The organism is Cerasicoccus frondis (assembly GCA_031296915.1).
In the GTDB taxonomy this organism is placed as follows: Bacteria; Verrucomicrobiota; Verrucomicrobiia; order Opitutales; family Cerasicoccaceae; genus Cerasicoccus; species Cerasicoccus frondis.
In genome coordinates, this window is record JAVDPC010000014.1 from 38878 (window position 1) to 52487 (window position 13610).

Genomic DNA, 13610 nt, shown 5'->3' on the forward strand with positions numbered 1-13610 from the left:
AGATATGGGATCGCTGAGTGGCTAAGATTGGCGATAAAGGGTTAATCTATGCTTTGATATAGACATTGCCTAAGTAGCTCGCTAAATGCTGCTTCTGTCAAGCACAGGTCCTAAGCCTGTCAGAATGTATATTTTATTCTTGTCATATAACGCGAATGATTAACGATTGATCTGTTCGCTTTTCGCATTTGCTGAAAACTGTTAAGCACCCATCCCCCCGTATTATGAGACACCGATCCTCCCGACTCCTGACCACGGCATGCCTGATTGGCGCGAGTCTTTTCTTGGGGGCCGCCCTGCAGGCCGACCCTCAATGGCAACTGACTAGTTCTAGCTTTGACGCCGCCAAGCTTGGCCCGGATGGCAAGCCATCGCTAAAAATTGAGCCCGGCGGTAAAGCCGTTTTGAAGCTTTATGACCAAGCAACATCGGGCACGGTCACCATGTCCGTTTGGGATGACGGCACGAAGGTGATTGCCGACAAGAGCAAGAGCGCAATGGGACCGCGCTGGGGCGCCAGCAGTGACAATGGCCGTGTGATCGTTGGCGGTGTGATGTATGCGCGTTACTTGTCGCCGGGTGGTTCGTTGTGCATCATTGATGCGGACCCGAAGGACCCCGGCAGTTGGTTTTCTTTAAAATACCTAAGCGGGCGCACCAAGACGCCACAATGGCAGACCTGGAAGTTCGACTTTGACCCGGATGCCGGCTTGCAAATTTACGTCGATGGCAAGGCTGTTGAAAAAAAGCGCTTTGATTGGAATGAGAGCAAGATCGGCGGTATGAACGGCATCGTCCTCTATGGCGATGATACAAAGCAGCCCAATGCGCAAACGCTCTACGTAGGTGACATTTCTTACGAAGTTGGGCCGCCAATGAGAGTGAGCCCCACGCCTCCACCCCCTCCCCCGCCCGTCGTGCCGGATCGCGATCCGAAGGCAACGCATGTTTACTCGCTCAAGCCAGAGCTGCAAGGCAAGCATCCTCGCTTGCTCTTAACCGAGGCTGAGTTGCCTAAGCTACGCGCATTTTACAACAGCGAGGCAGGCAAAGTTTACCGTGAAAAAATTGAAGGCTACCTGGCCGCATCTCGAACCGACCCCGGCACGAAGTGGCTTAAAGATGCGACGGATGGCCAGCGCCAGGGGTTCTGGCGTTTACCGACCGTTGCCCTGCATTACCTGATGACAGGCGATCCTGCATCTCTCAAGGCGACGAAGCATTACCTGGAAGCCTTTAATGCCCAGCCCAGTTGGGAAGTTGGCAAAGAGCGGGATAGTGGCATGTCTGCCGCCAACATCATGATTGGCGCCGCTTTGGCCTACGACTGGGTCTACAATGACCTCGACCCGGAGTTCCGCAAAGCGTTTGGCGAAAAGCTCCTTTGGCATGCCCGCGCGATGTATTATGGTGGTCACCTGAAGGGTAATCCAGGGCCGCACTATTGGCAGAATGATCCGGCGAACAACCACCGTTGGCATCGTAATGCAGGCATGACCATGTGCATTCTAGCCGTTTACGAAGGACGTGAAGACCAACAGTGGATCCTACAAAAGACAGTCGAGGAACTGGAGTTTATCAAGAAGTGGCTCCCCTTTGACGGCTCCTGCCATGAGGGGCCAAACTACTTCACGTTTGGCGGCAATCACCTGACCGTGGCCTTCGACGGCATGGACATCGCAATGGGCTCTGACCTCATGGGCGCCGACTACTTCAAACAAGCAGGCGACTTTCGGATGGGCACCTTGCTGCCAGATTTAGCAGGCGTATTTTCCTTTGGCGATGGTGGGCTTGGCTCAACGGGCAACTACAATAATTTTCTGTTTGCCGCGGCTTCGCACAACAAACAGTCCGACATATTGGCCGGGCTGTTGGCGTTTCAGGAAGTTAAGCCGGACGCCTTTGCTTACGGCTGGTTCTCCCTGCTTTGGCAAGACCCCGATCTTGTGCCGGGTGATTATTATAAGTTGCCAACCGCTTCGCTTTTTGAAGACGTCGGCTTTGCTTCCGTGCGCGAGAGCTGGGATAAGGACGCTGTGGCGGCCTCGTTTATATGCGGCCCGTTTGGCGGCTACGACTTGCTGAGGTTCGCTGAAGGAGGCTACGTGAACGTAGCGCACGACGACCCCGATGCAGGCGAGTTCCAGATTGCCAAGGGCGGCACAGTGCTCGTGAAAACAGATGGCTACTCCAAGCACAAGGCCTCCAAGAACCACAACACGATACTAATCAATGGCCTCGGCCAGATGTCCAAGGGTCGCCCCGAAGGCGGTGTTTGGTCGCAGCCGGCTACCTCGGGCACGATGGAAAAAATGGCTTATGTCACATCGTGGAAGGTATCGGATAAGATTGCCGCCATTGAGGGAGAATCGTCCGGCTCATATCTAGCCTACAACAAAGGAGGCGCATCACGTCCAGACCTCGAACGTTTCCGTCGCAGCATGCTCTGGGTGAAGGGTGATTATATCTTGATCCTCGACGATATCCGCGCCCCGGAATCCGTCCAGGTCGATTGGCTCATCCAAGGCGATAAGATCAATGTGATCGACGCAGAGAAGGGGCAGTACCAATTCGATACGGACGGCGAAACACTCGGCATGCAGATACTTTGCGATACAAAGTTAACGGGGATAGTCCGCGAGTCTCCGGCTGATAATCGTGGCAAGTCGCTGGGCTACCGTCAGTTGGTCGCAACAACCAGCGCTGACAAGACGCGCTACGCTAGTGTCTACGATGCATGGGATAAGGGCGTGGCGGTCGACTTTAAAGCGAATGGACCAGACCAAGCCACGGTCACCGTGACTGGCAAGGGCTTCAAGGATGTCTGGTCTTGGAGTGCGGCGAAGAACAACGAAACCGCTTCGACCCTGACTGTTGAACGTAAGTCCGGCGACAAATCTGGTTTCCCCTTCACGATTGATGATACCAGCAATTGTATCTTCTGGAAGCACGTCGAAGTGGCGGATGTAGGTCACTAAACGATTTGTCAGGTATTTCGATTCAGTGGCCCGGCATTGATTTTTTTTATCGATGCCGGGCTTCGTTATGCTTTTAATCAATCAGATGACCTCGTCGAAGCGCCCCAATGTTCTCTTCCTGTTTACTGATCAGCAGCGCGCTGACTCGATTCGCGAACTAGGAAATGCGGTGATGCAAACGCCGCACTTGGATCGCCTTTGTCGCGAGGGAACCGCGTTCACTTCGGCCTTCAGTCCATCGCCTGAGTGCGTGCCCGCTCGTTGCAGTCTAATCACGGGCGCTTACGTGAACCAAACCGGCTGCGCCTCCAATGCGCAGGCGATGCCACCCGAGCAGGTCACGCCAACATTCATGTCGCTACTGACTGGCGCAGGATACCGCACGCATGGCATTGGCAAATGCCACTTCACGCCGGACAGTACTGCGATGCGAGGTTTTCAGACACGGGAAACATCGGAAGAGATCATTCCCGCCGATGGGCAGAGTGATTACTTTGATTACGTTGCGGAGCAAGGGTATGGGCATGTAATGGAGCCGCTCGGCGTTCGCGGCGAAATGTACTATGTGCCGCAGCCTGCGCAGCAACCCGCCGAGCTGTGCCATTCGCATTGGGTGGCGGACCGCACGATCAATTTTATCGAAGAGCAAGCGGGCGAAGATCAACCTTGGCTGTGCTACGCGGGTTTCATTCACCCGCATCCGCCATTTAATCCACCCAATCCGTGGCACAAGCTTTACCGCGCGCCGGACATGCCGATGCCGCATATGCCGATTGGCTTCGAATCGCTTCAGTGCTTCATCAACCGCTATCAAAATCGCTACAAGTATCGGGACCGTGGTTACGACTTAAATTTGCTGCGTTGCATGCGCGCTTACTACAATGCCTGCGTGAGCTTTATCGATTACCAAGTCGGGCGTATTCTGGCGTCGCTTGAAGCTACTGGTGAGCTCGACAACACGCTCATCATTTACTCGTCCGATCACGGCGAGCTGTTGGGCGACTTTGGCTGCTTTGGCAAACGCAGTTTCCATGATGCCGCCGCCAAAGTGCCGCTGATATTACGACTGCCGGAGCGCTTTAAGGCCGGTGATCAATGCAATAAGCCCGCGAGTCTAATCGATATCGCGACGACCATTTGCGCCGCAGCGGACGTTGACCGTATTGATCAGTTCGATGGTGTTGACTTGGCGGATTTAGCCAACGGTGCATGTGCCCGTGATACGGTGTTTATGCAGTATCAGCGTGGGCCTGATTCTTTAATCAGCGCCGTAGGAGAGGGCTACAAATATACCTGGAGCGCGCCTGACCAGCGGGAGTATTTATTTCTGCGTAGTGACAGTCCGGAGACTCAGGATTTAGTTGGCGTTGTGGGCCACGCTGCGGCTCATGCCGAGATGAGGCAGCGTCTTATTCAGCACGTGCGTAGTGGCAGTCATGCAAGCGAAATTCTCGACGCCAACGATGAGTTTATTCGTATGCTTGCCAAGGTGATTCCTGCTAATCCCGATGCGATGCTCTTTTATCAAGACCCTCCACAGCATCAGGTGGCCTTACCCGATGGTTATGCGCCGGGAGTGATTGATTGGTAAAATAAAAGCCTCTGAAAATATCTAATAGCTTTGCGATGCAAAGTCACTTTGCATTACCAAGTGACGGTGATGGGTTGACCGTCCGGCATTGCATTAACCAGGATTTTTTCATTGCTGACGGATGCATCCAGTGTGTTGCCTGAAGCATCGGCCGCTTTGGCAGAAGTTGCGCTCGTACCCGGTATGACCACAGTCAGCGGATGATTGAAAATTTCCTTATCGCCCAGCGAATGCGTCAGGGTGAATGTTATGGCGTTCGCGGATTGTTGAGTAACCGTGAGCTTGGCGGCGTCTCGCTCGAAAACGTAGCGACCGACAACGCCCATGGGAGCAATCCATAGGACGTCTTCTTTGCTTAGCAGCCATTCGCAGTGGGTCTTGAATTCTTCTTTACTGTTGAAGGGAGAGTAACCCTTCACGATCGCGTGGACAACGGGGATATACCAGCCGCCATTGTCTATGGTTTGCTCGATTTGTTTGCGCGCCTTGTCATCTTCCCAGATTCGTTTACCCGCACTTCCGTAGCCAGCGATGACGACATTGGGCAGGTCTTCACGGTTGCGATAAAAGTAGTGCTTCTCTTTGATCACTTCCAGGATTTCCGGAGTCTTCTTCGAGCCGCCGGGCATCGCGAAAGATACAGAACGAACGGCGGTATTCATTTCGATCAACTCTGAGCCGCCACTGACTTTTTCCCTCACCTGCTCAATTGGGATTTCGTGCAGTCGTGGCTTGATGGCGTCATGTGTGCCGATCTCGTGACCAGTAGCTTGAATCTGTTTCACTTGTTTCCAGTTGATGGAAACTGGGTTCTGGCCAACACGATTGGGGATGACAAAGAAGGTGCCTTTAATGCCTAGCGGATCGATGATTTCGAGGGTGTTGTCGACATTACCTTGGAAGCCGTCGTCGAAGGTAAAGCTGAAGGCTGCCTGACGGTCGTTGTAGTAAGGCGCAATGTAGGGCTCGTCGGCTTGGGCGGCAATGAGACCGCTTGCCATGATCGTGGCGGCAATGAAGCTATGCAGGATTTTCATGGGGGGTAAATGCGTCTGGGGTTGCGAATTTGGGTTTCAGGAAAGCCAATCACACAAGTGATAATTGAGGTTGAGTCAATGCTGGACTTCACTTAAAAGCCTATGATCTAGACATATTCGCTAGGTAGTGATTTCAAATTAAAGCTTTTGATGGCGGCATGGATTTTTTCCAATCAGCGAGGCATCTGAGGTTGAATAGGCTGGAAGCCTTTCGACCGAAAGATCACGAAGCTGATGGGAAAAAGCCATCCGGGGCCTGAACGGTCAAAATGAAAGGTCGCAGCGTTAGCTTTTCACTCACGCACTTGCAGTGCGCTTCGTTCAAGCCGCCTTGCGCTGCATTCATTTTTACTCGTTCCATCAACAGTTTTAATTTGAAAACACTACCTAGTGTTTTCGCTGGCAATCAACCGCAAATGGAAAAGCATTTTAACGCATGAGCTACCCCGACTTTCGCATTGCTCCACCTACGATTGAACGCCTTGCTGGTGACGCTAAGTTGCAGATTGGTCACCCCGCCGAATGTGCATCCTGGGTTTGGTCGCCGCAGAAAATTGATGCGGAAGTGGCCTTTGTTGAATTCACACTCGAGTTTGATTGGGCCGATGATGACCGTCCTTTGACTATTCATGTGACTGCTGATCAGCGTTACCAACTCTATTTAGATGGGCGGGATGTGGCGTTTGGGCCGGACCGAAGCGACGTGCTTCACTGGTCGGTCTCGACACTGAGTATACCGGTTTCGTCCGGTCGACATACACTCAAGGCCTTGGTTTGGGTATTGCCTTTGGCGGAAGATCCTACGCCTAGTCCTGATGAATTGAAGCCATTGGGGGAGTTTGCCGTCATTGCGCCGATGGCGCAAATGTCTTATCGTGGCGGCTTTTTACTTTGCGCTGCAGAGTTGGTTGACGCTGAGCTGATCAACACGGGGAAGGCGCCTTGGAAGTGTCGCGATATTTCGGATGCGGTTAGTTTAAGGCGAGTGAGTAACTTGAGCTACCATGATATTGGGCCGTCTTTTACTATCGATTTGGACAAGTGGTTTCTGCAGTCGGAACTCGTGCCTGCGGCGGTCATCCGAGGTCCAATGGAAAATCAGGTTACTGGTGTTGTGCGCCAAGGCTGGGCGTTGGATGGCGCATACCTGCCTGAGCAAAAACGGATACATGTCGCCTGCGGAAAAATCCGTGCAACCCGCGCGCCGTCTTCTGAGGCATGGCAGGATGCAGGGGGAGTTGAAAGGGCAGGCTGGCAGGCTTTGCTTTGCGATGCAAAGTCGCTTGTGATTCCAGCGGAAAGCAGCATCGAAGTTCTTTGGGATTTTGAGGAATACTTGTGCGGCTATCCGTACTTCGAAGCAGAAGGCGGCGATGCTACGATCAGTATTGAATGGGCGGAGTCGCTTTACCACTGTGAAGGTGGGCAGGAGCTCAACGCCAACTGCGGCAAGGGCAATCGCAGTGAAGTCAGCGGCAAGTGCTGGCTTGGGTTTGGCGATGTTTATCAGTTACCCAAAGCTACTACTGGAGTGATCAGCCCGCTGATCTGGTGGCGCTCTGGGCGCTATCTGCGCATTAGGATGAAGACTGGATCACAGTCCGTTGCGCTGAAGCGCTTACAAGTCGTAAGTACAGGCTATCCTTTTGAACTAAGCTCGCAATGGGAATCCAGCGACATTGAGTGGGACGCTGTAATGACGTTGATGACAAAAGGGTTAGAAGTTGCCGGGCACGAGACTTGGACAGACTGCCCTTATTACGAACAGATGATGTATGTTGGCGACACTCGTTTGCATGGCCTGTCGAACTTTACCAGCTATCGCGATGATCGCTTAACCCGGCGCGCCATTGAGCTGTTTGACATGTCGAGGATTGGTTCGGCGGGGCAATTGATCTCGGAGCGCTACCCTTGTCATTTGCGTCAGGAGAGTTCGACCTACGCGATGATTTGGGTGTGGATGGTGCATGATTTTCTGATGTGGCGGGATGATTTTGACTTCGTGCGCGAACGCTTGGTTGGCATGCGGAGTTTTCTGGAGACTATGTTCCAGCTCCTGACTAATGAGGGTGTGCTTGGGGCAGTTCCCGGATGGCCGTTTATCGATTGGGACCCCGGCTGGAATGCCGGTTGCGGTCCAGGTGTGCGCGAGGGTGATTCATCAATCCTAAGTTTACATCTGGTGCTAACGCTGCAGGCGGCGGCGCAAATTGAAGCTGCGGTGGGTGACCCGCTGATGCAGCAGCGCTATCTGCAAAAAGCAGAAGAGCTGATGGACGGTATTGTGCGTGTATACTGGGATAGTAAGCGGAACTTGCTTCTCGACTCACGTCTTTCGGCGAAGACAAGCGAGCATGCGCAGATTCTGGCTTTGCTCACTGGTTGGCTGAGTGAGGAGCACGAAGCGGCCTGTCTGGATGCATTGCTGAATGCGGACTTGGATGCCCGCTGCACAATCTACTTTTCACACTATTTGCTGGAAGTATTGGGGCGTTACGGGCTGCACGAGGTCTATTTTGAAAAGCTAGCATTCTGGCGAGCTTTGTTGGGGCAAGGCTTCGTCTCACTGCCGGAAGCGCCGGAGCCATCGCGGAGTGATTGCCATGGCTGGGGTGCGCACCCAATGTTTCACAGCTATGCGACTGTGGCCGGAGTTCGTCCCGCTGCACCTGGCTTCGCCAAGATTAAGGTGCAGCCAATGCCCGGTCCGTTGAAGCATTTTAAAGCCGAAGTGGTACACCCGCAGGGCTTGGTTGTTGTCAGCGGGCAGCGTCAGGATAGTAAAATGTTGATTGAAGTCTCGGCGCCAGCGGGCATTGAGGTCGAGTTGGATGAAACATACTGCGGATGATATCTTATGAAAAGCATTACACCTAACGAATCCTATTTTCAGGGGGCAATTAGTTTTGAACTGGGCGCGGATTACATCCGGCCCTGGCGCATTCCATATGATGAATTGGCTTTGTATGAACCCTTCGATCAAGTGCCGGACAAGGCAGGCCGCAGTGCAGGCGTTCGGTTGCGCTTTAGTACGAACAGTAAGACGATTGAACTGCAAGCGCGCTTTGAAGTAGATAATTTTGCGCTAGTTGATCTCGTATGTGAGAATGAAATCTTGGCGTCGCATGGCGCAGCGGGAAACAGTGAAACATATCGTTTCAGCGGCTTGAGCGGCGAGTTGCGCACCTATGAGCTTTGGCTTCCGGTCTTTGCCTACAGCTACATCAAACAGCTTCGTGTTGATGCTGACGCGACTTTGCAACCAATGGTGGATGAGCGTGTGCGTTGGTTGACCTACGGTAGCTCAATTTCGCAATGTCGGACATGCTATACGCCCGCGCGGGCTTGGCCTGCAGCCGCTGCTCGTGCGTTGGATCTGAATCTGACTTGCCTGGGCTATGGCGGAAACTGTCACCTGGAGCCGATGATTGGGCGCATGATCCGTGATCGCGGAGCGGACATTATTACGCTTAAGCTGGGCATCAATGTTTATGGCAGTGGTTCGTTGAACCTGCGCAGCTTCCGTCAAAATACAATCGGGCTCGTGAAGCTTATTCGTGAGAAACACCCCGACACGCCGATTGGCCTGATCACTCCAATCTATAGTTGTGATCGTGAAGTGAACCCCAATGGGGTGGGGATGACGTTGGAAAACTATCGTGAAGAATTACGCGCCGCATATGAGGCGTTGAAATCACTTTGCGATGCAAAGTTATTTATGTTTGAGGGAGGTGAATTGTTTGGCGAAGACGATGCACACCTCCTGCCGGATAATTTGCACCCCAATGGCGAAGGTTATGAGCTGATGGGGATGCGTGCGGCGGCAAAGATATTGCCGGTTTTACTTCAGGCGAGGAAGTAGGTGATCGTTTTGTCGGCTGTCATTTTCTCGCTCTTGGGGAAAGTTTACAGTTGATGGCGCTGCTGTACATAATTGGATTCTAAGTAGGTAAAACGCGTGCGTAGATGCATTGCTCTGGCTGTTAAGTTTTCATTAATGCTTAGCGTGCTATACTCCCGCTATGAAATACACCCGGTTTCCCCTGTCGCGCATTATTACAGCGACCGGAAATCACCTCTCCAGAGTCTTGTGCTGCGTAGAGTTGGCCGGTCAGGTATACAATTTACCATCACTGCCGGTCGTTTCAATCTGTTGGCAGACGAGCGTGAATCGATGAGCACAGATGCCTACCACGCATTGATTGAAAGCCTGGCGAATGTTCAGTTGCTCATTTCGGCTGGGGATAATGTCTGGTTGCAAGATATACCTGTGGTGCCGCGAATCAGCACTAATTTTGCGGTGTTGCTGGATAGCCCTCGCCGGAGCCGACCGAGTCCTCATCAGCGTCCAGTCACCCGGCCTCCAATAAAACGGAGTCGGTAAGGATAAGGCGTCCGCCGCAATCCTTTGATGGTTATGGAATCATTGGAAAGATTCTATGGCGAATGGGTCTTTTGCCCTAATTTTCGAGGTATGTTTTGAATTTTTTGATAAGATCAATTTCGCTTAAAGAATCTATGTTGCATTCTTTAGTTTTCGTCAGTGATGCTGGCGCATTGGAGGTAAGGCGGTCTCTGACAATCGGTAAATGCTAAGCATTTCACTGATGCGTGATGCCGGCTTTGTGTAAGTATCTGTAAATCAGTGCCTTGAGGGAATTTTATTCTTTTTCTATCTGCAGGATCTCATGAGATACATTTGGTAGATGTATTTTGTGGGGCATATGGCCTACTCGGGGTGGGAGTATTTAAAATCTATCGCGAAGAGGCTGTATAATGCTTTACTGGTAGGGCTACATGGCCATACGTATGATGTGCCATAGGGGCGTTAGATGCGATATCTTTAGTCCTTTAGTTGTTCACATTCATAAAAAATTGATAATATTGGCTTAAGCTTGGCTAACAAAATTCGATTAGCTTACTAGGCATTTGACCGCATGTTGTGTGGGTTCTGTAACTTACATTTCTATGGGTCTAAATGCTGTCCAAACCACCACGGGATACCTGTCCCAATAAATACAAAACAGTACCTAAAAAACGACACCATGAAAGAAGTAGACCTGTCTGCACTGACTGAAATTAATGGATTTGTAGGCGCATGCCTCGTCGATTCTGACAGCGGAATGGTCCTTGGAATGACTGGAGGGGGCGCCTTGAATCTTGAGGCCGCTGCTGCTGGTAATACCGAGGTTGTTAAAGCAAAACGCGCCACGATGAAGTCGCTGGGCCTGAACGACAAGATCGAAGACATTCTGATCACGCTGGGCACTCAGTACCACTTGTTGCGTCCGCTTTCTTCCAATGAGGCTATGTTCCTTTACCTGGCTCTGAGCCGCGCCCAGGCAAACCTTGCGATGGCCCGCATCGGTCTGACGAATTTCGAAAAGGGCATCCAGCTCTAATTCCTTAACAACAACGCACACCTTGCCCTAGGGACAGGGTGTGCCTTTTTTTATGGAAAACAAAGAAGTTTACGACGAGTTTATGGTGCTCACTGAGTGCCGGCACTTTGTGGTCTACCGTAAAGATACCTCTGCGTTGCTGATGCTGCCCTACAAGCAAGATCATCGCGGCTTTTCGCGTTTCCTCAAGAATTTCAAGAAGTTGGTGCTCCGTATTCCAGAAGAAAATGCTCAGGATGGCGACATCAGCAGCATGATTTTGACATGGGGCGACGCTTATTACATATCGCGGTATCTGACCAGCACCCTGTCAGTGATCGCGGTATTTCCCAAAAATACGAATCTTGGTCTGATCCTGAATCGATTGGAAAAAATTACCGAGACTGTTATTACGGATTTTGATGAATAGGCTCTACACGACTTGCTGCATGATCTAAAACTCAACAATAGGATGGGATGAAAGTAGCAGTTTTGCAGTTGCCGGGAACGACCGGTGATCGGGATTTGTACTATGCCTTGGTGGGCGAGCTACATGTGCGAGCCAGGCTTTTTAATCGCTGGACCAAAAGTTTCTCCGGGGCGGACGCCCTGATCATTCCCGGAGGCGCTTCCTTTGGCGATCATTTGCGCGCAGGCGCCTTGGCAAAGCTGACTCCCGCCGTGCAGGCCGTTAAAGAATTTGCGGCTGGAGGCGGGCCGGTGCTGGGGATTGGCAACGGTTTCCAGGTGCTGTGCGAAGCAGGGCTATTGCCTGGCGCATTGATGGAAAACAATTCAGGTGAGTATCGCTGTGGCGCGCAATCGCTGTTGGTCGACGACTCCACTCAGAATTTTAATAAGCGTCGCTTGGGCGAAGATGTTAGTTTACCGATCGGTCACCGTTATGGCAGGTATTGGATCGATAACCACGGCCTCAACTCACTGAAAGATAAGCAGCAAATTATCTTTCGCTACGAAAACAATCCCAACGGATCTGTTGCCGACATTGCCGGCATTCGGAATGTAGATGAAAATGTTTTTGGCATGATGCCACATCCGGAAGCGGCGGTCGAACAAAGCATACACATGAATATTACTGGTGCAAAAATCCTCAGGGCGTTTCTGAAGCAACCACGTGTTGAGCCTAAGAAACCTGCTCTGGAAGGAGAGCTCAAAGAGAAAGTCGAGGCGCTTCTGTTGGAAGGAGCTACCTCTTTGTCCGTGGATCGCATCTACGCTTACATCCCGAATTACAACGTGATGCTCACGGTAAACGGGACGCGCAAGATCGATTACCATGATACGGAAGGCGATGTTGGCAAATACATGAAGAAGTTCATTGCCAATGAGAACGCTGATCCTGTCAGTGACATTGCGACGTCATTCGCCGAGCATGTCGTGATCTCCAGCTCCAAGCCGAAGGTGACGCTCCTCACGGTTGGCAATCGACAAAAGACCGCATTGGCGCGATTGCGATTCTCCATCGAGAAATTCCATGAGAACCTAAACGACGCTATCGACGGATAGCGCCTTAACTACAGTCAGTCCATGCTTCCAGTGGGCTCCAGTGGCAAGGGTAATCTTTGCCGGGCCACTGCCTGCGACCCTTCCCAACGCCTCTCTCTGTTGTTCGTTCTGTTAGCAAATCTCACTCCAACCCAAAACTAACAAAACCAATGACAAAAATCACACCTCTCTGTCTAGCTGTATTAACTGGATGCCTGGCGCCTCTGGCCAATGCCGATGAGTCGGTCGGCGCAAACTCAGGATTCGCCAAATCCATCCACCCCGTTACGAACCCTGTCAATTTTGACTCGGCTTTGCCGAGCACGATCATTCGTCCCATCTTCCTTTACCAAAGCATGCCCAGCTCGATCAGTACCCAAGCGGGTGATGTGGCGTTGGGCGGCGATCTCCAACTGTATGCGATGCAGGCGGAAGTTGCCCTGAACGAGCGCTTTTCCATCGTTGCGGCGAAGGACGGCTACATCGTTTTCAATCCGGACAACACGCTGGTCGATGCGGAAGGTTGGGCAAACCTGGCGGCTGGTGTCAAATGGGCGTTCATCTACGATCCGGAAGACAATCTCGCGATCAGCCTCAAGACCATCATTGAGCTGCCAACCGGCAACACTGACGTCTGGCAGGGCGGCAAATACTACGCGATTACGCCTTCGGTCGGTTTCCTGAAAATGTGGGGCGACTTTCAGCTCAGCAGTGAGACCGGTTTCGTTGTGTCGCTCAATGACAATGGCAGCGATGAGTTCTTCTCTAGTTGGCACGCGAGCTATGGCTTTTGGGATATGTTCTTCCCGCTGGTGGAACTGAACTACTTTCAGGTCATCAGCCCCGGAAATGGTAATCCTCGCTTTGGCGCACAAGCGGGCGGGGCCGTGCCGTCCATCGTGAACTTTGAAGGTGGCGACTTGGTTAACTTCGGAGCTTCGAACTCTGATGTTTACAGCAGTATCGTGACGGCGGCAGTCGGTTTCCGCGTTCGTCCTATCGACTCGGTTGACATCGGCGCGGCATTTGAAGTGCCGGTGACGCAGACTAGCCACAACCTGATGCAAAACCGTGTGACGGTCGACGTCGTCTGGAGTTTCTAGCGTTAGTTCCCCCC

At 52.1% G+C, this 13610-nt stretch carries 9 protein-coding genes; 8 read left to right on the plus strand and 1 reads right to left on the minus strand.

Annotation, left to right across the window (positions count from 1 at the left end; genetic code table 11):
• Positions 1-224: 224 nt before the first annotated feature.
• On the plus strand, positions 225-2978 hold the full coding sequence (locus RBB63_RS12235) for a hypothetical protein (RefSeq protein WP_309384598.1): 2754 nt from the start codon (positions 225-227) through the stop codon (positions 2976-2978).
• Positions 2979-3045: 67 nt separating this feature from the next.
• Positions 3046-4569, plus strand: coding sequence for a sulfatase family protein (locus RBB63_RS12240; protein WP_309384600.1), 1524 nt, complete (start codon positions 3046-3048; stop codon positions 4567-4569).
• A 53-nt stretch (positions 4570-4622) separates the two neighbouring features.
• Here RBB63_RS12240 and RBB63_RS12245 read toward each other — a convergent pair whose 3' ends face one another.
• Positions 4623-5606, minus strand: a complete 984-nt coding sequence (locus tag RBB63_RS12245; protein WP_309384603.1) for a polysaccharide deacetylase family protein — start codon at positions 5604-5606, stop codon at positions 4623-4625.
• Between the two features lie 436 nt (positions 5607-6042).
• On the opposite strand from RBB63_RS12245, the gene RBB63_RS12250 reads away from it, so the two are divergent.
• The 6 genes from RBB63_RS12250 (at position 6043) to RBB63_RS12275 (ending at position 13596) form a co-directional block, all read left to right on the plus strand.
• Complete coding sequence (locus RBB63_RS12250; RefSeq protein WP_309384605.1) at positions 6043-8457, plus strand: alpha-L-rhamnosidase-related protein; 2415 nt, start codon at positions 6043-6045, stop codon at positions 8455-8457.
• A 6-nt stretch (positions 8458-8463) separates the two neighbouring features.
• Positions 8464-9468, plus strand: a complete 1005-nt coding sequence (locus tag RBB63_RS12255; RefSeq protein WP_309384607.1) for an SGNH/GDSL hydrolase family protein — start codon at positions 8464-8466, stop codon at positions 9466-9468.
• 1183 nt (positions 9469-10651) lie between these two features.
• The gene (locus RBB63_RS12260) at positions 10652-11008 is read left to right on the plus strand and encodes a hypothetical protein (protein ID WP_309384609.1); all 357 of its coding nucleotides are present in this window, start codon (positions 10652-10654) and stop codon (positions 11006-11008) included.
• 52 nt (positions 11009-11060) lie between these two features.
• The gene (locus RBB63_RS12265; protein WP_309384611.1) at positions 11061-11417 is read left to right on the plus strand and encodes a hypothetical protein; all 357 of its coding nucleotides are present in this window, start codon (positions 11061-11063) and stop codon (positions 11415-11417) included.
• Positions 11418-11464: 47 nt separating this feature from the next.
• Positions 11465-12514, plus strand: coding sequence for a phosphoribosylformylglycinamidine synthase subunit PurQ (gene purQ / locus RBB63_RS12270; protein WP_309384613.1), 1050 nt, complete (start codon positions 11465-11467; stop codon positions 12512-12514).
• A gap of 149 nt (positions 12515-12663) precedes the next feature.
• On the plus strand, positions 12664-13596 hold the full coding sequence (locus RBB63_RS12275; RefSeq protein WP_309384615.1) for a transporter: 933 nt from the start codon (positions 12664-12666) through the stop codon (positions 13594-13596).
• Positions 13597-13610 lie beyond the last annotated feature (14 nt).